Origin of the sequence: Brucella tritici (assembly GCF_008932285.1) — a bacterium.
GTDB classification, from domain to species: Bacteria; Pseudomonadota; Alphaproteobacteria; order Rhizobiales; family Rhizobiaceae; genus Brucella; species Brucella tritici.
The window spans coordinates 634,881-658,876 of sequence record NZ_WBVY01000003.1 but is presented as its reverse complement, the minus strand read 5'-3'; the positions used below and the strand labels follow the sequence as shown (position 1 = coordinate 658,876).

Genomic DNA, 23,996 nt, shown 5'->3' with positions numbered 1-23,996 from the left:
AACCCGCGCCAAAACGCAAGCAAAAATGGGAGATGCGATCCATGCGATCAGCAGAGAATTCGCCTATTGATGCAGTCGATAATCCGGGACACGCAAACGGGCCTGACATCCGTGGGGCGCGGCTTGAAAAGGCCGACTACGCGCATGTTTTCGACGATCTGCATCCGCCGCTTACCAAGCATGAAGCCATTGTGGAATCGGATCGCTGCTATTTTTGCTACGACGCACCGTGCATGAATGCCTGCCCGACCAGCATCGACATTCCGTTGTTCATTCGGCAGATCAACGCTGGCAATCCGGTGGGCGCCGCAAAGACCATTCTTTCGGAAAACATTCTTGGCGGTATGTGCGCCCGCGTTTGCCCGACAGAAACGCTCTGCGAAGAAGTGTGCGTTCGCGAAACTTCGGAAGGCAAGCCGGTCAAGATTGGTGAATTGCAGCGCTATGCCACCGATGTTCTGATGGAAACCGGCAATCATCCATTCAAGCGCGCGCCTGAAACCGGCAAACACATCGCCGTTGTTGGTGCAGGTCCGGCGGGCATCTCTGCGGCTCATCGCCTTGCCATGCATGGCCATAAGGTGACTGTTTTCGAAGCCCGCGCCAAGGGCGGCGGCCTCAATGAATATGGTATCGCTGCCTATAAGACGGTCAATAATTTCGCCCAGCGCGAACTCGAATTCGTGCTCAAAATCGGCGCGATCAACATCGAATATAACCAGACGCTTGGTCAGGACATCACCATTGAAGCGCTGAAGGCGGGCTATGATGCGGTTTTCCTCGGCATGGGCATGCCTGGCGTGAATGATCTCGGACTGGCGGGCGAAGATGCACCCAATGTGATCGATGCCGTCGATTACATCGCCAATCTGCGACAGGCAAAAGACCTCTCGTCCCTGCCCGTTGGCCGCAATGTCGTGGTTATCGGTGGCGGCATGACCGCTGTAGACGTCGCCATCCAGACCAAGAAGCTCGGCGCTGAAAACGTGACCATCGTTTATCGTCGCGGTCAGGAGAGCATGAATGCCAGCGCCTATGAGCAGGAACTGGCACAGATTCATGGCGTGGTGATCCGTCACTGGTTGCAGCCGCATGCACTGGAACGGAGCGAAGACGGCACGGTCAATGCCGTGGTCTTTGAATATACCAATGCCGATAGCGGCAAGCTTTCCGGCACCGGCGAATATCTCATTCTTGAAGCCGATCAGGTTTTCAAGGCAATCGGCCAGAAGTTCGAACCGGAGCCGCTAGCGGGTTCAGGCATCGGGCTTTCCAAAGGACGCATCAGTGTCGATGAAGATCGTCGCACATCCGTTGAGGGCATATGGGCCGGGGGCGACTGTGTTGCAGGTGGTCAGGATCTGACTGTCGCATCGGTGGAAGACGGCAAGGTTGCCGCTGAATCCATCCATGCAACTTTGACCAAGCGTCCCGAAGCAATTGAAGGCTTTGCCGATGCGGTGTTGTCGGGCGGCGCTCTTCATGCACCTTCAACATCTGCTTCCCGTGACCGCAGTGTCCATTTGGGCCAGGAACAGGGCTGAGGAGAGTAAACATGGCTGATCTTTCAACGAACTTCCTCGGCATCAAGTCCCCAAACCCATTCTGGCTGGCTTCAGCCCCGCCGACTGACAAAGCTTACAATGTCGAGCGTGCTTTCAAGGCTGGCTGGGGTGGCGTGGTCTGGAAAACGCTGGGCTCCGAAGGCCCGCCGGTGGTCAATGTTAATGGTCCACGCTATGGCGCTATCCATGGTGCTGACCGGCGTCTGCTTGGTCTTAACAATATCGAGCTGATAACCGACCGGCCTCTCGAAGTGAACCTGCGCGAAATGAAAGAAGTGAAGATGCGCTGGCCCGACCGCGCACTGATCGCTTCGATCATGGTGCCATGCGAAGAAGAAGCATGGAAAGCCATTCTGCCGCTGGTGGAAGAAACCGGCGCAGATGGCATCGAGTTGAACTTCGGCTGTCCGCACGGCATGAGCGAACGCGGCATGGGCGCGGCTGTTGGCCAGGTGCCGGAATATGTCGCCATGGTCGTCAAGTGGTGCAAGCAATATAGCCGGATGCCAGTGATCACCAAACTGACGCCGAATATCACTGATATTCGCAAGCCAGCACGCGGTGCCCATGCTGCGGGTACGGATGCCGTGTCGTTGATCAACACCATCAATTCCATCGTGTCGGTCGATCTCGACAGCATGTCGCCGGTCCCATCCATTGATGGTCGCGGGAGCCATGGCGGCTATTGCGGTCCAGCAGTGAAGCCGATTGCGCTTAACATGGTGGCCGAAATTGCGCGCGATCCTGAAACGCATGGCTTGCCGATTTCAGGCATTGGCGGCATTACCACATGGCGTGATGCGGCTGAGTTTATTGCGCTCGGCTGCGGCACGGTTCAGGTCTGTACGGCTGCCATGACCTATGGCTTCAAGGTCGTTCAGGAAATGATCGATGGCCTGTCGGACTGGATGGATAGCAAGGGTTATCAGACGCTCGATGATTTCCGTGGCATGGCTGTGGGGCATGTCAGCGACTGGCAGTATCTCAACCTCAATTATGTCACCAAGGCGCGGATCGATCAGGATCTCTGCATCAAATGCGGTCGTTGCCATATTGCCTGCGAGGACACCTCGCATCAGGCAATCACCAATCTGGTGAATGGTGCGCGCCACTTTGAGGTCATCGATGAGGAATGCGTTGGCTGCAATCTTTGCGTCAATGTCTGCCCGGTCGAGGATTGCATCACCATGGAGCAGATCGGTGATTTCGATCCACGCACCAAGGCGCCGATCCCGGCGCAATATGCCAACTGGACGACTCATCCGAACAATCCGATGGCCGTGAAAGAGGCTGCGGAATAAAACAAAACGCCGGGCAAAAGCCCGGCGTTTTCATTTTAGATAGATTATTTAGCGGCTGACGCGCATACCTTTTTCCGGCTCAAACACATGGCTTGTTACCGGATCAACCGCAATGGTCAGCACATCGCCGGGACGCACCGTCAGGCGCTCGCGGAACAGACAGGTAACCGGCTGATCGCCGAGCTTGCCCATAACCATGATTTCCGAACCGGTCGGCTCAACGATTTCGACCGTGACCGGCACGCCGTTATCGGCAATCTTCATGTGCTCAGGGCGCATACCGTAAACGGCCTTGCCCGAAAGACTTGAATAATCGCCTTCAGGCAGCGGCAGACGGAAGCCGCCATCAGCCACAAACGAACCTTCTTCGATCTTGCCGTTGACGAAGTTCATCGATGGAGAACCGATGAAGCCCGCGACAAACATATTGGCCGGACGATCATAAAGATCGAGCGGCGCCCCAATCTGCTCCACCAGACCATCGCGCATGACAACGATCTTGTCGGCCATGGTCATGGCTTCGATCTGATCGTGGGTCACGTAAATCGTGGTGGTCTTGAGACGCTGATGCAGGCCCTTGATCTCACCGCGCATCTGCACGCGCAGCTTGGCGTCAAGGTTGGAGAGCGGCTCGTCGAACAGGAAGACCTGCGGATCGCGAACAATCGCACGGCCCATGGCCACACGCTGGCGCTGACCGCCGGAAAGCTGGCGGGGGAAGCGGTCGAGCAGCTTGTTGAGGCCGAGGATTTCTGCTGCACGATTGACACGGCTGTCGCGTTCTTCCTTCGGCGCGTTTTTCAGCATGAGCGCGAAGCCCATATTGTCGGCTACCGTCATATGCGGATAGAGCGCATAATTCTGGAACACCATGGCGATATCGCGTTCCTTGGCGCGCAGGTCATTGACCACGCGCGGACCAATGGCGATTTCACCGTCGCTGATTTCCTCAAGCCCTGCGATCATGCGCAGAAGCGTGGATTTTCCACAGCCCGACGGGCCGACCAGGACGACAAATTCGCCGTCCTGAATATCCACGGACACGCCGTGCAACACGCCGACATTGCCATATTTCTTGATTGCATTTCGGATGGATACAGATGCCATCTTGAACCTCAACTCTTATTTGACGGCGCCTGCAGTCAGACCAGCAACGATCTGGCGCTGTGCGAAAACGGTTAGCAACAGGACCGGCAATGTCACCACAAGCGCCGCGGCGGCAAGTGGCCCCCAACTGACCTGCTCAAAGGACAGCATGTTGTAAACTGCGACCGGCAGGGTGCGTGTCTCGCGGCTTGCGAGCACGATGCCGAAAACGAAATTGTTCCACGAGAAGATCACCGCAAGGATCAGCGAAACCACAACGCCGGGCTTGGCAATCGGGAGTGCAACTTTCATGAACACCTGCCACGAGGAAGCGCCATCGATAATGGCTGCTTCTTCAAGCTCCATCGGTGTTGTCTCGAAATAACCGATCATGATCCAGATCACGATTGGAACGGTGACAACCAGATGGATGATGATCTGGGGCCAGAGTGTACCGAGCAGACCCAGCGTCTGGAACAGCAGGAACAGCGGAATCAGGTAAGAAAGACCCGGCGTCATACGTGCAATCATGATGACGATTGCCGATTTATGCGCCTTGAGCCGTGCAATGCCATAGCCTGCCGGAACACCAACCAGCAGCGCAAGCAATGTCGCCATACCGGTCACGAGAAGGCTGTTCCAAAAGTAGAGCAGGAAGTCGTTGGCCGCAAAGATATCGGTGTAGTTCGACCAGGCAAAGCGTTCCGGTATCAGGATCGGCGGGTAAGCACCGTTGTCGATTTCGTATTTCAGAGAAAGCGACAGCATCCAGACGAAGAAGAAGATTGCCGGCGACACGATGATGAACACAAGAAGTGCAGTGCCAAGCTTCGAAAGAATTGACTTGCGTGCCATGACCGGTCCTCAAGCGTTCCACTTGGTCCGCTGGCGCAGCGCCAGAAGAACCAGTGACATGGCGATAATGACAATGAAGAACACCACGGCAATCGCCGATGCGTAGCCAATGTCGTAATAGGAAAACGCCACGTTATAGAGATAGATATTGATCGTTTCCGACGCTGTTCCGGGACCGCCCTGCGTCATCGCATAAATGATGTCGAAGCTTTTCAGCGCATCAATCGAGCGGATGATGACAGCCACCATGATGAAGGGCAGGATCATCGGAAGGGTGATGTAGCGGAATTTCTGCCAGCCATTGGCACCATCGATTTCCGCGCTCTCAAACGGATCGCGCGGCATGGAGGCAAGGCCACCCAGCACGATCAGCATGACGAGCGGCGTCCACTGCCAGGTTTCAACAGCCACCAGTGACGGGATAACCGTGTTCTGATTGAATATCCATTCCTGCGGTGGAATGCCGATCAGCGACAGAAGATAGTTCAGAACGCCGAGCTGCGGGTGATACATCATCGTCCAGACAAGGGCGACGGCAACCGGCGTTGCCATCATCGGCATGACAAAGATGCCGCGCAAGAGCCCGCGCATTGGCAGCTTGCTGTCAAAGACCAGCGCTGCGATCGTGCCTAAAACCATCGGAGCCACGACCGACAGAACCGTATAGACAACCGTATGCCACATAGATTCCCAGAAGCGCATGTCGGCTGCAAGACGCAGATAATTGTCGAAGCCGACAAAGCTCTGCTCTCCACCAAGCTGCCACTGGTTGGTACTCATCCAGAGTGTAAACACCCATGGGAAGACGATCACCGCCCCGACGGTGATCAAGGCTGGAAGAACAAACGGCCAGTAGCTCGGCCGCAAGCGGCTCTTGCCAGTCTTGGTGGAGGAAGCTGCATTGGCAGCAGCTCCCGTTTTTGCTCCTGTCGGGGCGGCAGATGTCATTTTCCTTCGCTCCGTGCGAGGACCGGACGGAATTCCTCCGTCGCGCGTTTCATTTCAGCTTCTGCGTCCGCACCGTTCAGAAGATTGGTAAGGCCGACACCGATGATGTCGCGGAATTCCGTGACCGGCACGATGACCGGCAGGCAGAGCTGGCTGATCGGGGCAGACTTCGAGAGAGCTTCCACCCAGCCTTCCGGCATGGTGACGCCCTTGCGCACGGCCTCATCGTCGATGACCGACTTGCGGAACGGAACGCCCGATCCCGACTGCAACAGGCGCGCACCCATTTCCTTGGAAATGGCCCACTGGCAGTAAAGATATGCGGCTTCCTTGTTCTTGGAGGCTTCGGTCACGCCGATGCCATCGCCTGTCGTTGGTGCTGCCTGGGCATTCGGGCCTGCTGGCATGACACCATAGCCAACCTTGCCGACAACGCGCGACTTGTTCGGGTCTTCGAGCGGTGGCGCAAAACCGATGCCGTCAAGCCACATGCCGACACGACCCTGCAGGAAGTTCGACTGGCATTCAGCCCAGTTGAAGCCTGCAACACCGGGAGGTGCCGATTTGGTCATCAGGCGCTGATAGAGCTTGGCGGCTTCAATGCCTTCAGCCGAGTCAGTCTGTAGATTGCCATCCGCATCAACCGACTGCTTGCCATAGCCGAGCAGAAGGCTGGTATAGACCGGCGCATTGGCATTCTTCATGCCGCGCGCGACGAAACCATAGGTGTTGGTCGATGGATCGGTGAGCGCTTCAGCGGCTGCGACCAGCTCTTCGAAGGTCTTCGGGAATTCGATGCCCTTTGCGGCAAAGAGCTCCTTGTTCCAGTAGATGATCCAGTAATCGACCGAGAATGGCAGTGCGCCAAAACGGCCATTGGCATCCTTGGCGAAGGTCAGACCAGCGCTTGCGAAATCATCTTCCGTCAGCGACGCCTCGGTCAGCGTTGGGTCCTTCAGGAACGGATTGAGATCGGCAAGCCAGCCACCCTTTTCGAACTGGCGCTTCTGAACGTGATAGCTGATATGGATGACGTCGAAGCTCGGACGGCCAGACGTCAGCTCGATCACCGCTTTCTGGCGCTGCTGCTGTTCCGGCATCTGCTCGGAATGCACCTTGATGCCAGTGAGCTCTTCAAATTCCTTCTGGTATTTCTGAAGAATTTCTCCACGCGGGCTCTTGATGAGGTTTACTTCAAGCGTGGTCCCGGCAAATTTCTTCCAGTCGACTTTCGACTGGGCGAAAGATGGGCTGATACCCGTCATACCAGATGCAGCGATTGCTGCTGACCCCGCCAGAAACTGGCGACGTGTTGGACGTAATAGATTCATTACATGCTCCTCCCCTATCCTTCTTCCGGCCTGGCAACTCCTCTTGCCCGGCCCTGGTTGTTAAATCTGCAAAGCCAGCTTCCGCGCATTGTTGATGTGAACGGCGATGGCATCCATGGCTGTCTGCGGATCACGTGTTTCAATAGCAGCAAGCACAGCCAGATGCTCCTGCATGACCGGGATAACACGTCCGGTGATGCGGAATCGCTCCTGATTGATCAGACGCATCTTGATGGTGTTCGTCTGATAGGCACGCCAGATGATTTCATTGTCGAGCGAGCCGACAATCGTATCGTGCAGGCTCCAGTCGATATTCTGCGCCCGTTCTTCAAGCTCCGGCGTTTCGCCTTCTGCCTTTGCACGCTCCAGCGTTTCCTCATGCTCCGCACGCAATGAGCGCAGCAACTCGTCGGAAGCCGACTGACAAAAAATCGCAACCGACTCTTTCTCGATAAAAAGGCGGAACTGAAACGCTTCACGGATCAGATTGAGGTCAATATGGGCGATCTGGAGCCCGCGCTGTGGCACGGTCTTGATAAGACCTTCCGCTTCAAGACGCGGGATCAGTTCGCGGATAGCTCCCAGCGGCAAACCCGTCATGGTGACGAGCTGGCGCTGTGAAACGAACTGGCCCGGATGGAAATCGCGCGCCAGCAAATGCTGGGTGAAGCTCTGATAAGCCTTATCCCGCAGTTTCACCGGTTCGTTATGATCTTCCGCCAAAGCCGTTCCCCTCTATCCTCCAAGGCTTATGCCGCCCTCAAGCTGCTTTTGCCATATGCAGTCGGTCGAATACACTGCCAATTGCATCGAATTCCGCATCATTCAGCGAAATCAGCGGCGCACGTACGCGACGCCATTCCTTGTCACCCGTATGACGCGCCACCATGGCCTTGACCGCAGGCGTTACGGGATAGTTCAGCAACTGCTGCACGGCATCGACCAGTTCGGCATCATCCTGACCGTCATTGATCATGCGCAGCAGGCGGTGCGGGAACAAATTTGCCATGCCGGAAATTGCGCCTTGCCCACCAAGACGTACACCGGCGGCAAGATCGCGCTCATCGCCGATCAGGATCGCAATGTCCTTGTGGGCTGCAAGCAGCTTTTCCGTATAGGCCCAATTACCAGACGAATCCTTCACGCCCGTAATAATGTCACCGAAAGTCGCACGCAGACGACCAATGAGATCGACCGACAGTTCAACTGCAGTCACCGACGGAATATTGTAGAGAATGATGCTGCGCGCATCTTCGCCCAAACCTTTGAAGACTGCCGAGAACCAGTCGAACAGACCCTCATCGGAGAGGTTCTTGAAATAGGAAGGCGGCGCCAGAAGGATGGCCTTGCAGCCGCGACGCAACGCATCGCCTGCCTGAAGAACCGCATCGGCAACCGAGTTCTCCATAACGCCAACAACGATATTGGCGGCAGGAAAGCCCTGCGCGATAAACGCATCAAGAAGGGCGGCACGCTCGGCATCGGCAATCGACGAACCTTCGCCGGTGGTGCCGAACAGGGTTACGCTTGAGCAGCCATTATCAAGGCGTGCGCGTGCGTGCTTCAGCGCACGGCTGACATCGATTTTTCCATCTGCATCGAATGGCGTCGTGAGCGCTGCAGAAAGCCCGAAGCGCTCCTGCCCGGAATGATTATGTGCCAAAACTGGCTCCTCCCAAATTTGAACTTTAAGTTTGCACATACTAACATGTTAGTAAAGAGTCAATTCGAGTTCAGTATGTAATCGCGCCATTTTGAGGGAAGGATTTAGAGATTATCGGACTGGAACAATGCCGGTTTCAATGAAGGAAACAACTTCGGCCTGACTTGGTGAACCAGCGCGTCCGCCGAAGCGCGCGCATTTGATGGCGGCAGCGGCATTGGCAAAACGGATGATGTCGGCAATCTCCTTGCCCTCAACCAGACCATGCGCGAAAGCACCATGGAAGACATCGCCCGCAGCCAGCGTATCCACCGCATCGACCTTAAAGCCCGCGACACGGGAAACAGGCTTGCCAGCACCTTCCGCCCAATAGCAGCCATCCGCGCCACCAGTAACAGACGTGAAAACATCATAGCGATTGCTGAGAATGCGTACACATTCACGCAAATCAGGGGTGCCTGCAACGCTGATTGCAGCAGGCTCCGATGCAACGATATGGGTTGCAAGCGGCAGCAGCGTTTCCAGCAGTTCGACGGGTGCCGTATCAGCATCAAGTATCGCCGAAATACCTGCATCGCGTGCCGCACGTAGTGCCGTTTCAGCAGCCCATGGCCAGCGCACATCAGTCATGACGGCAGCATAGGCTCCTGCCGTAATCGGCGGCACCGGATCAGATGGACTTGCAAGCCTGCGATCATAAAACGGCACGATAATGCGTTCGCCATTCGCATCGACAAGGATCGAAGAAAATGCCGTGCGCGCGCCTTCCAGCCGCCGGATATAGGTACAATCAATGCCTTCGGCTTCAAGCTCTGCAACGGCGCGATCACCAACCGGATCAGCCCCGGCAGAAGCCCAAAGCGCCACATCACCGCCAAGCCGGCCAATGGCAGCCGCTGCACTTGAAGCCATGCCAGCTGCGATTTCCACGGCTTCGCGCGGCAGATATTTACCTGCCGCGTGTGGGAGTTCATCGAGGCGGAGAATGGTGTCCATGGTGAGGGCACCAACGCAGAGAATTTTGGAAGTCATGATTAGGAAATGAGACCTTCCGAGCGAAGCGTCATCCAGAATTCGTCCGGGATCAGCTGCTCGAACCAGGCGACATTCTGCCTGATCTGTTCCGGCGAACGGACACCGATCAGAATGGAGCTGACGGCCTCATGCCTCAACGGAAACTGCATGGCGGCAGCGACGAGCGGCACATGATACTCATCGCAAATATCATGCAGGCGATTGGTGCGAGCAATGATTTCAGCAGGCGCGTCGGCATAATCGAACTTCTGTTCGCCGCCGCGCGGTGCAGCCAGAATACCGGAGTTGAACACACCGGCAATCACCAGCGCCATGCCCCGCTTTTGTGCCAGCGGCAGAAATTCCTTTTCGGACACCTGATCGAGTAGCGAATAGCGGCCAGCCAGAAGCGAACAATCGAGATCAGCCTCGTCGAGCGCATCGCGAATGACCTGCCATTCATTCACACCAAGACCAAAACCCTTGATATTGCCTGCCGCGCGCAACTCGGTCAGCGCACGGAAACCGCCGCCCTTGGTCAGCGCATTCCAGTGAAGTTCGTGTCTGTCGCCATGGGTCACGCGACCGATATCATGAACATAGAGAAGATCGATTTCCGGAAAGCCAAGACGCTGCTGGCTGTCATCGAAACTGCGCATGATGCCATCATAGCTGTAATCAAAAACCTCACGAAAATTGAGGCCATTGTGCCAGCCCGAATCGAACGGATTTTTCGGCAGCGGCGGAGGTAAGGTACGACCAGCGCGCTCATTGGCCATCAAGCGCCCGACCTTCGTTGAGACAACAGCACGCTCGCTCTTTTCGCGCAGCATGTCGCCAAGAAGGTGTTCGCATCGGCCATAGCCATACATCGGCGCGCTGTCGAAATAGCGGATACCGCTGTCCCAACCGGCTTCCAGCAAAGCGCCTGCATCAGCACGCGAAACAGGCGCATAAAGCCCACCCAAAGGTGCAGTACCCAGACCAAGCGCGGTTACGGTCAGGCCGGTGCGGCCAAGCGCCCGCTTCTCGGATGCCTTCAATTGCATGGGTATCTCCTCCTTCGCGGCATGCAGCATGCCGCACTCCGTTTTCAGCGCACCTTATTCCGAAAACCGCTTCGCACTTTTCGGGATGCGCTGCCTCTTCCAGCGATTGATAGGAGCAAGCTTGCCGAAGCGCAATCGGAAAAGCATGCGCATGCGAACAGTTCATTCACTCGCAAATAAACCGTTCTTGACAGCCGTGAATTCCTGCCGATATTACTATGATGTCAGACCAATTTTAAAACCAATAAGGGAACCAGGTCTGATCTGATTGCGCTTCAAGTTTCTAGGCCAGTCTGTGAAATGGAGGCAGGATGAAAGATCGCAGGCTGCTGCAGATTGCGCCATTACCGCCGATGGATCGCGCCCGGCAGGTAACGGACGCGCTCGCCAATTATATCGCGACAGCGCATCTTCAGGCCGGAGACCGCCTCCCCGCAGAACGCGAATTGATGACAGCACTCGCAGTTGGTCGTTCCACCATTCGCGAAGCAATCCGACACTTTCAGGCTCTGGGTGTCATCGAAGCCCGCAAAGGCAGCGGCACGTATCTGCTAAAGCCGATTTCGGCGGCAACCATCCACATGCCGCTTTCATTCGACCCCGCGCAATTGCGCGATGCATTGCTGCAATCGCTTGAAGTGCGCCGTGGTATCGAAGCCGAGGCCAGCATGGTCGCCGCCCGCAAACGCACAGCAGAAGACCTCGTTATCATCGAACGCAATCTCAATGAAATGGAGCGCGTTCATATCGCGGAAGGCACGTCAGGCCCGGAAGATCTGGCGTTTCACCTCGCCATTTATGACGCGACCCACAATCCGCTTTTCAGACAATTGCTCGAACAGATGCGCGAAGCCTTTTTGCACTTCTGGGATCATCCGTTCGAGCGGATCGACTTCGCGCGGCGGACCTTTCCGTTTCACCGCACGCTCTTCAACGCCATTGTGGCTCAGGACCCTGAAGCCGCTCGGCAGGAAACACTCAAGATCCTCGACATTGTCGAGGAAGACATCAAGGAAATGTCCAAATGACTGACGGGATGGATCCGCTGGATTTCGCAGCGCTTACGGTTGCCCACGATGAAGGCAATGCTTTCGACGCCGTGGTTCCACCCATCGTGCAGACATCACTTTTCACCTTCCCAAGCTATGACGACATGGTCGCCTCCTATCGCGGCGAAAAGGTTCGCCCGATCTACACACGCGGCCTGAACCCGACCGTGCGGGCATTTGAAGAAATGCTGGCAAAACTTGAAGGCGGCGAAGATGCGCTGGGCTTTGCCAGCGGTATGGCGGCGATCTCTTCAAGCGTGCTGGCCTTCGTCAATCCGGGTGATCGCATCGTTGCGGTGCGCCATGTCTATCCGGATGCATTCCGCCTTTTCGGCACTATCTTGAAGCGTATGCAGGTACAGGTTGACTACGTCGACGGCCGCGACGAGGAAGCGGTCGCAAAAGCCCTGCCCGGTGCAAAGCTGTTCTACATGGAAAGCCCGACAAGCTGGGTCATGGAAGCCCATGATGTCGGCGCCTTGGCAACGATTGCCAAGCAGCATGGCGTGTTGAGCATCATCGACAACAGCTGGGCCAGCCCGATCTTCCAGCGCCCTCTGTCGCTTGGCGTTGATCTCGTCGTGCATTCAGCATCGAAATATCTTGGCGGCCATAGCGATGTCGTGGCCGGTGTCGTGACCGGTTCGAAAGAGTTGATCAACGCAATCCGCGCAGAAACCTATCCATATCTCGGTGGCAAGCTTTCACCGTTTGATGCGTGGCTTCTGGTGCGCGGCATGCGCACTTTGCCAACACGCATGAAGGCGCATGAGGCTTCAGCGCTGGAAATCGCAAAGCGTCTTCAGGCGCTGGATGTGATTGAAACCGTCTGTCACCCGGCACTTGCCAATCGTCTGCCTGCGGGTCTCAAGGGCACATCCGGTCTGTTCTCGGTCATCTTCCGGGAAGGCGTGAACATTCGCGAATTCTGCAATCATCTTGATCTGTTCAAGCTCGGCGTGAGCTGGGGTGGACATGAAAGCCTGATCGTGCCGGGCGAAGTCGTGCTGCAGCAGAAGGCACAGCCAAATTCGGCACATACGTTCGGCATCGACCCGCGCTCCGTGCGCCTGCATGTCGGACTGGAAGGAACGGAAGCGCTGTGGCGGGATATTGAAGGAGCGCTCGCAGCATCGACCGAATAACGAAAATCCAGTGAGGAGCAACAAGGGGAACTGCAATGAAAAAACTAATAGCAGCCGCATTCGCAACCATGCTTTTGAGCGGTACGGCGCTTGCCGATACCACGCTGAAGCTTGTTGAAGTCATCACCAGCCCGGAGCGCACAAAGACGCTCGAATCCATCGTTGCCAAGTTTGAGGCAGCCAATCCGGGCACCAAGGTCGAAATCATTTCGCTGCCATGGGGCGAATCCTTCCAGAAATTCGCCACCATGGTTTCGGCTGGCGAAATTCCCGACGTCATGGAAATGCCGGATACCTGGGTTTCGCTCTATGGCAACAACGGCATGTTGGAGAACCTCGAGCCTTATCTCGAAAAGTGGGAAACCACTCCAGACCTGACCGAACGTGCGCTTGAGCTTGGCCGAAGCGTCAACAACACAGCATATACGCTGCCTTACGGCTTCTATCTGAACGCCATGTTCTACAACAAGAAACTGCTTAGCGAAGCCGGCGTCTCCGAGCCGCCGAAGACGATGGACGAATTTGTCGAAGCTTCCAAGAAGATCGCAGCCCTTCCCGGCAAATCCGGTTTCTGTATGCGTGGCGGTCCCGGCGGCCTCAATGGCTGGGTGATTTTTGCTGCATCCATGGCGGGCAACAACAAGTTCTTCAATGAAGACGGCACCTCGACCATGAACAGCGAAGGCTGGAAGAAGGGCATCACCTGGATGGTCGATCTTTACAAGAACGGCCTTGCACCGAAGGACAGCGTCAACTGGGGCTTCAACGAAACCGTCGCTGGTTTCTATAGCGGCACCTGCGCCTTCCTCAACCAGGACCCGGATGCACTGATCGCCATTGCCGAGCGCATGAAGCCGGAAGATTTCGGCGTTACCATCATGCCGAAGGGCCCGGATGGCAAGACCTTCCCGACCATCGGTTTTGCCGGATGGTCGATGATGAGCGGCAGCCAGAACAAGGACCTCTCCTGGAAGCTGATCTCGATGCTGGAAGGCCCGGAAGGCAACATCGAATGGAACAAGCGCACCGGCGCCTTGCCGGTTCTCAAATCCGCTCAGAACGATCCGTTCTATAGCGGCGAGCAGTTCAAGGGCTGGTTCGATGAACTGGCTGACAAGAACGTCGTTCCAACCGTCATGCCGACCTATCTGGAAGAATTTGCCTTCTTCAAGGATTCGCTCGTCATCAAGACCTCGCAGGAAGCGCTTCTCGGCGACATTACGCCGGATCAGCTCGCCGACCAGTGGGCAGAATATCTGACCAAGGCGCAGCAGAAGCACCTTTCAAAGCAATAGCACCATGAACAGCTTGCAGGCGTGGAACAACCGCGCCTGCAAAGCGAATGATGCAGCCCCGCGAAGGGAAAAATGATGAATGACACCGCTTCCATAAAGGCCCCGGTGCCCAACGACGTGCCGAGTGAAAAGCAGGACCGCCGCAGCTTCTTGCAGCGACTTGCGCACGCCTCCGAACCTTATCTTTACAGTGCCCCCGCACTGATCCTCATCAGCGCGATCATGCTGGTTCCGCTGATCCTCGGCGTCTCCTATGCCTTTCGCGATATCCAGTTGCTCAATCCGTTTTCCGGAGGCTTTGTCGGGCTTGATCACTTCCGCGAGCTTGCCACCGATCAGGCTTTCTATCGTTCCTTGAAGAATACGCTCTGGTGGACCGGTTGCTCGGTGCTGCTGCAATTCGTGTTCGGGCTCATTCTTGCCCTGCTGCTCGACAAGCCATTCGCTGGACGTGGGCTGGCACAGGCGCTGATCTTCCTGCCATGGGCTGTGCCGACTTTCCTCACAGGTCTTAACTTTGCGTGGCTTTTTAATCCGGTGATCGGCCCACTGCCGCACTGGCTGCACGCAATCGGCCTTCTAAGCGCGCCAGACAATATCCTTTCCGACCCCAATCTTGCGATGTGGGGCATCATTACCGCGGGTGTGTGGTGGGGTATTCCGTTCTTTGCTATCACCATGCTGGCCGCTTTGCAGGCTATCCCGCGCGACCTTTATGAAGCAGCAGCGATTGATGGCGCTGGCCCCGTCCAGCGTTTTCTCTCGATCACGCTTCCCTATCTTGCGCCAACCATGGCCATCACCATTTTGCTGCGCACCGTCTGGATTGCCAACAGTGCCGATCTGATCGTCGTGATGACCGGCGGTGGCCCTGCCGACCGGACCCAGATCGTCGCCAGCTATATCTTCACGCAAGCCTTCAAACGGCTCGATTTCGGCTATGCCTCGGCGATTGCGATGGTCCTGCTCGTCTTGCTGATGGTCTATTCGATGCTCATCGTGCTGTTGCGCCAGACGCTTCTGAACAAGGATTGAGGCCATGACCAACCGTAAGCTCCTCCTTGTTGGCGCGCATCGCATTGCCATTCTGCTATTCGTCCTGTTTGCACTGTTTCCGATCTTCTGGCTGGTGAAGGTTTCCGTCACGCCCAATGATCTGCTTTACAGCGAAGGCGTACGGCTCTGGCCATCGCGCATGACGTTCGATCACTTCAGCCATGTGTTGAACAACAGCTCGTTTCCGCTGTTCTTCCGCAACAGCCTGATCGTGTCCGGCTCAACCGCCATTATCGTTACGCTGCTGGCATCGCTCTCCGGCTATGCGCTGTCACGCTTCAACTTCCGCGCCAAATACTGGATTGTGGCGCTGATGCTGCTGACACAGATGTTTCCGCTCGTGATGCTGATCGCGCCGATCTACAAAATCATGGCACCGCTCGGTCTGACCAACAGCCTGATCGGCCTCATCATCGTCTATTCGGCATTCAATGTGCCTTTTGCCACCTTCCTGATGCAGTCGTTCTTCGACGGCATTCCGAAGGATCTCGAAGAAGCCGCCAAGATCGACGGCGCAACGCAGTTCATGGCTTTCCGCCAAATCATTCTGCCGCTGACCCTGCCCGGTATTGCTGCAACGCTCGGCTTTGTTTTCACCGCAGCGTGGAGCGAGCTTCTGTTCGCGCTGATGCTGATTTCCGGCAATGATTCAGCCACGTTCCCGGTCGGCCTTTTGAGCTTCGTCTCAAAATTCTCGGTCGATTTCGGACAGATGATGGCAGCAGGCGTACTCGCGCTGATCCCGGCCTGTCTCTTCTTCTTCCTCATTCAACGATATCTCGTGCAGGGCCTCACGGCTGGCGCGGTCAAAGGCTGAAAGGATTTTTCCCTATGGCTTCCATCGATATTCAGTCAGTCCGCAAAAGCTATGGCGAACATGCTGTTCTGCACGGCGTTGATCTTGAGATCAAAGATGGCGAATTCATCGTGCTGGTCGGCCCGTCAGGCTGTGGCAAATCCACCTTGCTGCGCATGATTGCTGGCCTTGAGGACATCACTGCCGGTCAGGTGCAGATCAGCGGCAAGCGCGTCAATGAACTGGCGCCCAAAGACCGCGATATTGCGATGGTGTTTCAGTCCTATGCGCTCTACCCGCATATGAGTGTTGCCGACAATATGAGCTACAGTATGCGGCTGCGTAAAACGCCGAAAGAAAAGATCGCAAGCGCCATCAAATCGACCGCCGCCAAGCTCGGTCTTGATCCTTTGCTGGAGCGTCGTCCGAAAGCGCTTTCCGGCGGCCAGCGTCAGCGTGTTGCCATGGGCCGCGCCATTGTGCGTCAGCCCAAGGCCTTCCTCTTTGACGAACCGCTTTCCAACCTCGACGCACGGCTGCGCGAGCAGATGCGTGCTGAAATCAAGAAGCTGCATGGTGAACTGAAAGCCACGTCGATCTATGTGACGCATGACCAGATCGAGGCCATGACTCTGGCCGACCGTATCGTCGCCATGCATGGCGGTGTGGTGCAACAGGTCGGCTCTCCACTGGAGCTTTATGACCGCCCGGCCAATCTCTTCGTGGCGGGTTTCATCGGCTCACCCGCCATGAATTTCCTCGATGTGACCTATCTTGAACAGGATGGTGGTCCGCGTCTGAAACTCAAGGACGGCACGCTCATCACATTGCCGCAGCCCTTGAAGCTCAAGGATGGCACGAACGCTACGCTTGGCATCCGGCCTGAGCATGTGCATATCGAGAATTCAGCAGGACTGGCGGCTGATGTCGATCTGGTGGAACCGACTGGCTTCGGCATTATCCTACATCTCAGCCTGCATGGATTGCCGTTCAAGATTTTTACACTGGATCGCGATGCGCTTCATGCGCAGGGCTCCATTCAGGTGAGCTTCCCGGCACAGCACCTTCATCTCTTCGATGACGAAGGAAACCGGGTAGAACTGCAAGTGGCTCAGTAATCCGCGGCAAAGCGCGCTTGAATGCTCTGTGACAGAAGCGCAACCGGACGCGTTATGTCACCCGGCGGGTTCCATAAAAGCTCCTCGATTTCGCTGGATGCAATTGGAACCTGACCATCTTTCAGCTTGAGGTGAAACAACTCCGCCTCAACCGTTGCATCGACTTCGTTGGCCGCAGGGGCTGCCATTTTTGCTGCATAGCGCAACTGGCTCTCATCAATGAGAATGCCGAGCTCCTCCTCGATCTCACGGATGAGTGCGATTTGAGGCTGCTCGCCCGCATCGATCTTGCCGCCGGGCTGGAAGAAAATCTCGCTGCCCCGCTTGCGTACAAGGAGGAAACGGCCCGCTTCATCGCGGACAATGGCTGCTGCAATAAGAATCGTTTTCATGATGACGAATTCTCGTTGCGTGGGCGAATGCCGTCAAGAATGATGGCGCTTACCGCTCTGGCTGTTTCATCATAAAACCCGGCCTCCTCGGAACGCTGCCCGAGAACGGCGCCGACCTGCACGGAAAAATCCGAATAATGCTGCGTCACCGCCCATATGGTGAAAATCAGATGATAAGGATCGACCGGAGCTAAGCGCTTTTCAGCAATCCATCGATGAATGACAGCCGCTTTTTCATCGACCAGTTGCTTCAGGTGCCCTTTGAGAAAGTCAGAAATCGCTGGAGCGCCATGCAGAATTTCATTGGCGAAAAGGCGCGAAGCCTCCGGTTTCTTCGCCGACATTTCAAGCTTCACGGCGATATAGCGCCGCAATTCTTCCAGCGGGTCACCGTCCGGATTAATGTGCTCGAAAGGCTCCAGCCAGGTGGCGAGCGTATCTTCCAGCACGGTCACGTAGATGTTCTGCTTGCGCGGGAAATAATAAAGCAGGTTCGGCTTCGACATGCCTGCCTTCTCGGCAATCTGATCGACCGTCGAACCGCGAAAGCCATAAGCCGAAAAAACCTCCAGAGCGGCATCGAGGATAAGCCTGCGATTTATACCCTGAATGCGCGTCCCACCTTCCGACTTGTCGTTCGACATTTTCTCGTTCTCGACCATGTCGGTCCGTGAGTCTGAAGGAGCTGTGGCCATTTGACACCTTTCAGCAGTGTAGAATTTTTCAAAAGCGCTTGACCATATTCAAACGCTCTTCTAGCCTGCAATTTGACCAACTAGTCAAGTTTTTGCCCGCAAGGCAAGAATATTGTGGCCAAAGAGCCGGGTCGTGGGAACATATATTGGCGGGTGGATGCGGGCTAGCAGTATAATGGCTCGAATTTGAACGCACATACATAATGCGGAGGCAGAGCGCATGGTGCTCACCAGCAATCTTAGAGTCAACGGCGATCGTCTTTGGGACAGTCTGATGGACATGGCCCAGATCGGCCCCGGTGTGCGCGGTGGTAACAACCGCCAGACCTTGACTGATGAAGACGGCGAAGGCCGCAAACTGTTCCAGAGCTGGTGCGAAAAATCCGGGCTTTCCATGGGCGTGGACACGATGGGGAACATGTTCTTCACGCGCCCCGGCGAAGATGCCGAAGCCGATCCGGTCTATATGGGCAGCCATCTCGACACGCAGCCGACTGGCGGCAAATTCGATGGCGTGCTGGGCGTGCTCGGCGGCCTCGAAGTCATGCGCACGCTCAACGATATGAATATCAAGACAAAGCGACCAATCGTCGTCGTCAACTGGACCAATGAGGAAGGCACGCGATTTGCCCCGGCGATGCTCTCATCCGGTGTTTTTGCCGGTGTCCACGAGCAGGACTGGGCCTATCAGCGCACGGATGCCAAAGGTAAGAAATTCGGAGACGAACTGGAGCGCATTGGCTGGAAAGGCGATGAACCGGTTGGGCAGCGCAAAATCCATGCGATGTTCGAACTTCATATTGAACAGGGACCAATCCTTGAGGTCGAGCACAAGGATATCGGTGTTGTCACGCACGGTCAGGGCCTGTGGTGGCTGCAGGCAACCTTGACCGGCAAGGAAGCGCATACCGGCTCTACGCCTATGAAGATGCGCAAGAATGCAAGCCTTGGCCTCGGCAAGATGCTGCAGCTCGTCAACGAAATCGCCATGTCTCACCAGCCGGATGCAGTGGGCGGTGTCGGCCATATCGACGTCTCACCCAATTCACGCAATGTGCTTCCGGGCCAGATCGTTTTCACCGTGGATTTCCGCTCACCCAACGAGGATGTGCTGGACGACATGAAAACGCGGTTTGAAAAGGAAGCGCCGAAGATCGCCGCGGAACTGGGCATCGGTATCGAGATCGAGGTCGTAGGACATTTCGACCCGGTGACTTTTGATGATGGTTGTGTGGTGGCGATCCGCAATGCGGCGGAACGGCTGGGCTACAGCCATCGCAACATCGTTTCCGGTGCAGGCCATGATGCCTGCTGGGTCAATCGGTTCGCACCAACGGCCATGGTGATGTGCCCTTGTGTGGACGGGCTCAGCCATAATGAAGACGAGGATATTTCGAAGGAATGGGCGTCGGCGGGAACCGACGTGCTTCTGCATGCGGTATTGGAGACTGCTGAAATTGTAAGCTGATTTCACAACCATCCACTACTGCTACTGTTCGCAACAAAACCAAAAAGGGGAACGACGAACAATGGCAAAGGTCATCAAAGGCGGAACCGTCATCACGGCTGACCGCACCTTTAAAGCCGATGTTCTCATCGAAGGCGAAAAGATTGTCGCTGTCGGCGACAATCTCTCCGGCGATGAAGTCATAGATGCATCCGGCTGCTATATTATGCCGGGTGGCATCGACCCGCACACCCATCTGCAAATGCCCTTCATGGGGACCTACTCTTCCGACGATTTCGATACTGGAACAGCGGCTGCCCTTTCCGGCGGCACGACGATGGTAGTCGATTTCGTGCTGCCGGATTCCGAAGGCAACCTGCTCGACGCACTTCAGGAATGGTTCCAGAAAGCAGGCAAGGCGCGCACTGATTATTCGTTCCACATGGCGATCACCGGCTGGAACGAGCGCACTTTCAATGAAATGGCCGAGGTGGTGAAGCGCGGCATCAATACCTTCAAGCACTTCATGGCCTATAAGGGCGCTTTGATGGTGAATGATGACGAGATGTTCGCCTCGTTCCAGCGTTGCGCGGAGCTGGGTGCCATGCCGCTCGTTCATGCTGAAAACGGCGACATTGTTGCGCAGTTGCAGGCCAGGCTGATGGCCGAAGGCAACGATGGGCCGGAAGCCCATGCCTATTCGCGTCCGCCGGAAGTGGAAGGCGAAGCAACCAATCGCGCCATCATGATTGCCGATCAGGCAGGCGTTCCGCTTTATGTCGTGCATGTTTCCTGCGAGCAGAGCCATGAAGCGATCCGCCGTGCCCGGCAAAAGGGTATGCGCGTGTTCGGCGAGCCTTTGATCCAGCATCTGACGCTTGACGAAAGCGAATATCATAACAAGGACTGGGACTATGCGGCACGCCGTGTGATGTCTCCGCCATTCCGTGACAAGGTCAATCAGGACAGCCTGTGGGCCGGTCTTGCGGCCGGAAGCCTGCAATGCGTTGCAACCGACCATTGCGCGTTCACCACCGAGCAGAAGCGTTACGGCATCGGCAATTTCACCAAGATTCCAAATGGAACGGGCGGCCTCGAAGAACGCATGCCGGTGTTGTGGTCGCGCGGCGTGCGCACTGGCCGCCTGACGCCAAACGAGTTCGTGGCTGTCACCTCGACCAACATTGCCAAGATTTTGAACATCTATCCGCAGAAAGGCGCTGTGCTGCCGGGCGCGGATGCCGATCTTGTCATATGGGATCCGGAGGCCACCAAGAAGGTTTCTGCAAAAACACAGCATTCCTCCATTGATTACAACGTGTTCGAAGGCTTTGAACTCAAGGGCCTGCCGAGAACGACGCTTTCACGCGGGCGTATCGCATTCGACAAGGGCCACGTCACGGCAGAGCCCGGTGACGGACGCTTCATCGAGCGCGAGCCGAACGGTGCCGTCAATCGGGCGCTGTCACAATGGAAGGAAATCGTTGCGCCCCGCAAAGTGGAGCGCAGCGCCGAACATATGCCAATAGGGGTCTGAGACATGGCCATCGTCCAGCTTCGGGAACCGCGCATGAGTTTGAATGACAGCATGGCCCCGGAACGGGGCGAGGCAAATGCGCAGACAGTGATCGACATCAAAGACTTGTCGCTCGTCTTCGAGACGAATGACGGACCTGTCCATGCGCTGTCCAACATTGATCTTGCCGTCAAGCGCGGCGAGTTCGTTTCTTTCATCGGACCTTCGGGATGCGGCAAGACCACGTTGATGCGCGTCGTGGCCGACCTGGAGCAACCAACATCAGGCTCCGTAACGGTGAACGGAAAGACGCCTGAACAAGCCCGCCTTGATCGCTCCTACGGCTATGTCTTTCAGGCGGCCGCTCTGTTTCCCTGGCGCACCATCGAAGACAATATCAGCCTGCCGCTGGAGATTATGGGGTTCTCCAAGGCAGAAAGGCGCGAGCGGATCGAAAAGAACCTCGCGCTTGTCAACCTGTCAGGCTTTGGCAAAAAATATCCCTGGCAACTTTCCGGCGGCATGCAACAGCGTGCATCGATAGCTCGTGCTTTATCATTCGATCCGGACATGCTGCTGATGGACGAGCCCTTCGGCGCTCTGGACGAAATCGTGCGTGACCATCTCAATGAACAGCTTCTCAAGCTTTGGGCCGCGACCCGCAAAACCGTGATTTTCGTCACACATTCGATCCCGGAAGCGGTGTTTCTCTCGACCAAGATCGTTGTCATGAGCCCACGACCGGGCCGCATTCATGAAGTCATCGATTGCGATCTTGGTCCTGACAGACCGCTTGAGATTCGCGAATCTGAAGCATTCCTGAAAATTGCGCATCGGGTTCGTGAGGGGTTACGTCTGGGGCATATCCATGATTGAGGATACTCAGAAACCGCAGCGTGCTGGAGATCGCCCATGAAAGGCTTTCTGCACGATAGATTCATTCCGGTGGCAACCATACTCGCCGTCATTATTGCGCTTTGGTACGGCCTGGCGGTGGTGCTCAACGCGCCGTTCGAGCGGGATCAGGCGACACGCGCAGGGACAGAAATCCCCTTCTCGACGCTTGTCGCCAATACGATGCATCAGGACCGTCCGGTCCTGCCTGCACCGCATCAGGTAGCTGAAGAAATCTGGAAAACCGTCTTTGGAGTCAAACCGAGTTCCAAACGCAGCCTGATCTATCACGGATGGGTCACATTATCGTCCACCCTGCTCGGTTTTGTGCTGGGATCGGCATTGGGGGTTCTTCTCGCCGTGGGAATTGTTCATTCCCGCACACTCGACAAAAGCCTGATGCCATGGATCATCACCTCGCAGACGATCCCGATCCTTGCCATCGCGCCGATGATTATCGTGGTGCTGAATGCCATTGGCATATCGGGCTTGCTGCCCAAAGCCATCATCTCGACCTATCTCTCCTTCTTTCCCGTGGCGGTGGGAATGGTGAAGGGGCTGAGGTCGCCTGATGTGATGCATCTCGATCTCATGCGTACCTACAATGCATCGAGATCGCAGGTGTTCTGGAAACTGCGCTGGCCTGCGGCCATGCCGTTCCTCTTCACATCGATGCAGATCGCTGTCGCGATCAGCCTCGTTGGCGCGATTGTCGGTGAATTGCCAACCGGCGCGGTCGCCGGCCTCGGTGCCCGGTTGCTTGCAGGTTCCTATTACGGCCAGACCGTACAGATATGGGCAGCACTCGTTGCAGCCGCTCTGATGGCTGCGGTGCTGGTTGCGCTGATAGGCGTTGCGGCACAGCTTGTGAACCGGCGCATGGGCGTAAAGCCGGAAAGGGCAGCCACATGATGACAGGCATCCTATCCGTCGCAGCGTTAATAGCAGTTTCATGGCTGCTTGTGGGCTGGGTCGCAAGTCTGAAGACCCGCAACCCTTTGGGCCAAAAGCTTCTGGATATCGCAGTGCCCGCGCTGTTCGGCATCGCAATGCTGATGCTCTGGGAGGTAACCGTCCGGCTTTTCGCTATTCCTCAGGTTCTCCTTCCTGCACCATCGGCAATCTGGGCACGCATAGCGGCATCCGTACCAATTCTCTGGGCGGATTTCAGGCAGACCTTTTTGAAGGCCGTCATTATCGGCTATGTTGCCGGATGCGGTCTCGGTTTTGTAACCGCCATCATTGCAGACCGGATTCCATTCCTGAGAAAGGGGCTGTTGCCGCTCGGCAATCTGGCTGCAGCACTTCCCATCGTGGGCGTCGCGCCAATCATGGTGATGTGGTTTGGCTTCGACTGGCAATCGAAAGCTGCGGTGGTCATCATCATGACCTTCTTTCCCATGCTGGTGAACACGGTTGCGGGCCTTGCCAGTACCGGGGCAATGGAACGGGACATGATGGAGACCTACGGCTCAAGCTACTGGCAGACATTGTTCAAGCTGCGTCTCCCAGCGGCCATGCCATTCATCTTCAACGCGCTCAAGATCAATTCCACCCTCGCGCTTATCGGAGCGATCGTGGCGGAATTTTTCGGCACGCCGATTGTCGGCATGGGCTTCCGCATCTCTGCGGAAATCGGGCGCATGAATGTGGACATGGTCTGGGCTGAAATCTTCGTAGCCGCTCTTGCGGGGTCGCTCTCATACGGGCTGATTGCGCTGATCGAGCGCAGAATGACATTCTGGCATCCTTCATACAGGAGGGCATAAGCCTGAATATTT

Annotated in this window: 23 protein-coding genes; 13 read left to right on the top strand and 10 right to left on the bottom strand. The window is 56.2% G+C overall.

The window, feature by feature from the left end; genetic code table 11:
- The first annotated feature begins 32 nt into the window (after positions 1-32).
- Together F9K94_RS12995 and preA are read left to right on the top strand one after the other, a co-directional pair.
- Positions 33-1,544: an NAD(P)-dependent oxidoreductase gene (locus F9K94_RS12995; RefSeq protein ID WP_192799499.1), complete on the top strand. Its 1,512-nt coding sequence runs from the start codon at positions 33-35 to the stop codon at positions 1,542-1,544.
- A gap of 11 nt (positions 1,545-1,555) precedes the next feature.
- The gene (gene preA / locus F9K94_RS12990; protein ID WP_061344963.1) at positions 1,556-2,866 is read left to right on the top strand and encodes an NAD-dependent dihydropyrimidine dehydrogenase subunit PreA; all 1,311 of its coding nucleotides are present in this window, start codon (positions 1,556-1,558) and stop codon (positions 2,864-2,866) included.
- A gap of 48 nt (positions 2,867-2,914) precedes the next feature.
- On the opposite strand, the gene F9K94_RS12985 is transcribed toward preA, so the two are convergent.
- From F9K94_RS12985 to F9K94_RS12950, 8 genes are all read right to left on the bottom strand, one after another.
- Positions 2,915-3,973 carry an ABC transporter ATP-binding protein gene (locus F9K94_RS12985; RefSeq protein WP_061344962.1) on the bottom strand — a complete coding sequence of 353 codons (1,059 nt, stop codon included), beginning with the start codon at positions 3,971-3,973 and terminating at the stop codon, positions 2,915-2,917.
- A 15-nt stretch (positions 3,974-3,988) separates the two neighbouring features.
- Positions 3,989-4,807, bottom strand: a complete 819-nt coding sequence (locus tag F9K94_RS12980; protein ID WP_061344961.1) for a carbohydrate ABC transporter permease — start codon at positions 4,805-4,807, stop codon at positions 3,989-3,991.
- A gap of 9 nt (positions 4,808-4,816) precedes the next feature.
- On the bottom strand, positions 4,817-5,755 hold the full coding sequence (locus F9K94_RS12975) for a carbohydrate ABC transporter permease (RefSeq protein WP_061344960.1): 939 nt from the start codon (positions 5,753-5,755) through the stop codon (positions 4,817-4,819).
- Positions 5,752-7,086, bottom strand: coding sequence for an ABC transporter substrate-binding protein (locus F9K94_RS12970; protein ID WP_061344959.1), 1,335 nt, complete (start codon positions 7,084-7,086; stop codon positions 5,752-5,754). Before F9K94_RS12970 ends, F9K94_RS12975 begins: the two co-directional genes overlap by 4 nt.
- 60 nt (positions 7,087-7,146) lie before the next feature.
- A complete protein-coding gene (locus F9K94_RS12965; protein WP_151554435.1) occupies positions 7,147-7,809 on the bottom strand; it encodes a GntR family transcriptional regulator in 663 nt (220 codons plus the stop codon).
- Between the two features lie 37 nt (positions 7,810-7,846).
- Complete coding sequence (locus F9K94_RS12960) at positions 7,847-8,749, bottom strand: dihydrodipicolinate synthase family protein (protein ID WP_151646089.1); 903 nt, start codon at positions 8,747-8,749, stop codon at positions 7,847-7,849.
- 111 nt (positions 8,750-8,860) lie between these two features.
- Positions 8,861-9,781, bottom strand: a complete 921-nt coding sequence (locus F9K94_RS12955) for a PfkB family carbohydrate kinase (protein ID WP_151646087.1) — start codon at positions 9,779-9,781, stop codon at positions 8,861-8,863.
- A gap of 2 nt (positions 9,782-9,783) precedes the next feature.
- Positions 9,784-10,812, bottom strand: coding sequence for an aldo/keto reductase (locus F9K94_RS12950; protein WP_151646085.1), 1,029 nt, complete (start codon positions 10,810-10,812; stop codon positions 9,784-9,786).
- Positions 10,813-11,123: 311 nt separating this feature from the next.
- Here F9K94_RS12950 and F9K94_RS12940 point away from each other — a divergent pair, with 311 nt between their 5' ends.
- The 6 genes from F9K94_RS12940 to F9K94_RS12915 all read left to right on the top strand — a co-directional run bounded on the left by F9K94_RS12940 (position 11,124) and on the right by F9K94_RS12915 (position 17,271).
- Positions 11,124-11,840: a FadR/GntR family transcriptional regulator gene (locus F9K94_RS12940; RefSeq protein WP_061344954.1), complete on the top strand. Its 717-nt coding sequence runs from the start codon at positions 11,124-11,126 to the stop codon at positions 11,838-11,840.
- The gene (locus F9K94_RS12935; RefSeq protein ID WP_061344953.1) at positions 11,837-13,006 is read left to right on the top strand and encodes a PLP-dependent transferase; all 1,170 of its coding nucleotides are present in this window, start codon (positions 11,837-11,839) and stop codon (positions 13,004-13,006) included. The genes F9K94_RS12940 and F9K94_RS12935 overlap by 4 nt, the downstream gene beginning before the upstream one ends.
- Positions 13,007-13,041: 35 nt before the next feature.
- Positions 13,042-14,301, top strand: a complete 1,260-nt coding sequence (locus tag F9K94_RS12930) for an ABC transporter substrate-binding protein (protein WP_061344952.1) — start codon at positions 13,042-13,044, stop codon at positions 14,299-14,301.
- Positions 14,302-14,376: 75 nt separating this feature from the next.
- A complete protein-coding gene (locus F9K94_RS12925) occupies positions 14,377-15,336 on the top strand; it encodes a carbohydrate ABC transporter permease (protein WP_061344951.1) in 960 nt (319 codons plus the stop codon).
- A gap of 4 nt (positions 15,337-15,340) precedes the next feature.
- Positions 15,341-16,174: a carbohydrate ABC transporter permease gene (locus tag F9K94_RS12920; RefSeq protein ID WP_010658175.1), complete on the top strand. Its 834-nt coding sequence runs from the start codon at positions 15,341-15,343 to the stop codon at positions 16,172-16,174.
- 14 nt (positions 16,175-16,188) lie between these two features.
- Positions 16,189-17,271 (top strand): ABC transporter ATP-binding protein, encoded by a 1,083-nt coding sequence (locus tag F9K94_RS12915; protein WP_151646081.1) that lies wholly within the window; start codon positions 16,189-16,191, stop codon positions 17,269-17,271.
- Here the strand turns inward: F9K94_RS12915 and F9K94_RS12910 are convergent.
- Positions 17,265-17,663 carry an NUDIX hydrolase gene (locus tag F9K94_RS12910; RefSeq protein ID WP_061344948.1) on the bottom strand — a complete coding sequence of 133 codons (399 nt, stop codon included), beginning with the start codon at positions 17,661-17,663 and terminating at the stop codon, positions 17,265-17,267. The two genes, F9K94_RS12915 and F9K94_RS12910, sit on opposite strands and share 7 nt — an antisense overlap.
- Positions 17,660-18,358 (bottom strand): HTH-type transcriptional regulator RutR, encoded by a 699-nt coding sequence (rutR, locus tag F9K94_RS12905; RefSeq protein WP_151646079.1) that lies wholly within the window; start codon positions 18,356-18,358, stop codon positions 17,660-17,662. The genes F9K94_RS12910 and rutR overlap by 4 nt, the downstream gene beginning before the upstream one ends.
- Before the next feature lie 220 nt (positions 18,359-18,578).
- Here rutR and F9K94_RS12900 point away from each other — a divergent pair, with 220 nt between their 5' ends.
- The 5 genes from F9K94_RS12900 to F9K94_RS12880 all read left to right on the top strand — a co-directional run bounded on the left by F9K94_RS12900 (position 18,579) and on the right by F9K94_RS12880 (position 23,984).
- Positions 18,579-19,826, top strand: coding sequence for a Zn-dependent hydrolase (locus F9K94_RS12900; protein ID WP_151646077.1), 1,248 nt, complete (start codon positions 18,579-18,581; stop codon positions 19,824-19,826).
- A 61-nt stretch (positions 19,827-19,887) separates the two neighbouring features.
- Positions 19,888-21,342 (top strand): dihydropyrimidinase, encoded by a 1,455-nt coding sequence (gene hydA, locus F9K94_RS12895; protein WP_151646075.1) that lies wholly within the window; start codon positions 19,888-19,890, stop codon positions 21,340-21,342.
- Positions 21,343-21,375: 33 nt separating this feature from the next.
- Entirely contained in the window at positions 21,376-22,197 is an 822-nt protein-coding gene (locus tag F9K94_RS12890; RefSeq protein ID WP_151646073.1) for an ABC transporter ATP-binding protein, read from the top strand.
- A gap of 36 nt (positions 22,198-22,233) precedes the next feature.
- The gene (locus tag F9K94_RS12885; RefSeq protein WP_061344944.1) at positions 22,234-23,127 is read left to right on the top strand and encodes an ABC transporter permease; all 894 of its coding nucleotides are present in this window, start codon (positions 22,234-22,236) and stop codon (positions 23,125-23,127) included.
- Positions 23,124-23,984 (top strand): ABC transporter permease, encoded by an 861-nt coding sequence (locus F9K94_RS12880; protein WP_061344943.1) that lies wholly within the window; start codon positions 23,124-23,126, stop codon positions 23,982-23,984. The genes F9K94_RS12885 and F9K94_RS12880 overlap by 4 nt, the downstream gene beginning before the upstream one ends.
- Positions 23,985-23,996 lie beyond the last annotated feature (12 nt).

What these genes read in the sequence shown, in the direction of transcription:
- F9K94_RS12995 (WP_192799499.1), top strand. Translation starts at nt 33, where the DNA reads ATGCGATCCATGCGATCAGCAGAGAATTCGCCTATTGATGCAGTCGAT.
- preA (WP_061344963.1), top strand. Translation starts at nt 1,556, where the DNA reads ATGGCTGATCTTTCAACGAACTTCCTCGGCATCAAGTCCCCAAACCCA.
- F9K94_RS12985 (WP_061344962.1), bottom strand. Translation starts at nt 3,973, where the DNA reads ATGGCATCTGTATCCATCCGAAATGCAATCAAGAAATATGGCAATGTC.
- F9K94_RS12980 (WP_061344961.1), bottom strand. Translation starts at nt 4,807, where the DNA reads ATGGCACGCAAGTCAATTCTTTCGAAGCTTGGCACTGCACTTCTTGTG.
- F9K94_RS12975 (WP_061344960.1), bottom strand. Translation starts at nt 5,755, where the DNA reads ATGACATCTGCCGCCCCGACAGGAGCAAAAACGGGAGCTGCTGCCAAT.
- F9K94_RS12970 (WP_061344959.1), bottom strand. Translation starts at nt 7,086, where the DNA reads ATGAATCTATTACGTCCAACACGTCGCCAGTTTCTGGCGGGGTCAGCA.
- F9K94_RS12955 (WP_151646087.1), bottom strand. Translation starts at nt 9,781, where the DNA reads ATGACTTCCAAAATTCTCTGCGTTGGTGCCCTCACCATGGACACCATT.
- F9K94_RS12950 (WP_151646085.1), bottom strand. Translation starts at nt 10,812, where the DNA reads ATGCAATTGAAGGCATCCGAGAAGCGGGCGCTTGGCCGCACCGGCCTG.
- F9K94_RS12940 (WP_061344954.1), top strand. Translation starts at nt 11,124, where the DNA reads ATGAAAGATCGCAGGCTGCTGCAGATTGCGCCATTACCGCCGATGGAT.
- F9K94_RS12935 (WP_061344953.1), top strand. Translation starts at nt 11,837, where the DNA reads ATGACTGACGGGATGGATCCGCTGGATTTCGCAGCGCTTACGGTTGCC.
- F9K94_RS12930 (WP_061344952.1), top strand. Translation starts at nt 13,042, where the DNA reads ATGAAAAAACTAATAGCAGCCGCATTCGCAACCATGCTTTTGAGCGGT.
- F9K94_RS12925 (WP_061344951.1), top strand. Translation starts at nt 14,377, where the DNA reads ATGAATGACACCGCTTCCATAAAGGCCCCGGTGCCCAACGACGTGCCG.
- F9K94_RS12920 (WP_010658175.1), top strand. Translation starts at nt 15,341, where the DNA reads ATGACCAACCGTAAGCTCCTCCTTGTTGGCGCGCATCGCATTGCCATT.
- F9K94_RS12915 (WP_151646081.1), top strand. Translation starts at nt 16,189, where the DNA reads ATGGCTTCCATCGATATTCAGTCAGTCCGCAAAAGCTATGGCGAACAT.
- F9K94_RS12910 (WP_061344948.1), bottom strand. Translation starts at nt 17,663, where the DNA reads ATGAAAACGATTCTTATTGCAGCAGCCATTGTCCGCGATGAAGCGGGC.
- rutR (WP_151646079.1), bottom strand. Translation starts at nt 18,358, where the DNA reads ATGGCCACAGCTCCTTCAGACTCACGGACCGACATGGTCGAGAACGAG.
- F9K94_RS12900 (WP_151646077.1), top strand. Translation starts at nt 18,579, where the DNA reads ATGGTGCTCACCAGCAATCTTAGAGTCAACGGCGATCGTCTTTGGGAC.
- hydA (WP_151646075.1), top strand. Translation starts at nt 19,888, where the DNA reads ATGGCAAAGGTCATCAAAGGCGGAACCGTCATCACGGCTGACCGCACC.
- F9K94_RS12890 (WP_151646073.1), top strand. Translation starts at nt 21,376, where the DNA reads ATGAGTTTGAATGACAGCATGGCCCCGGAACGGGGCGAGGCAAATGCG.
- F9K94_RS12885 (WP_061344944.1), top strand. Translation starts at nt 22,234, where the DNA reads ATGAAAGGCTTTCTGCACGATAGATTCATTCCGGTGGCAACCATACTC.
- F9K94_RS12880 (WP_061344943.1), top strand. Translation starts at nt 23,124, where the DNA reads ATGATGACAGGCATCCTATCCGTCGCAGCGTTAATAGCAGTTTCATGG.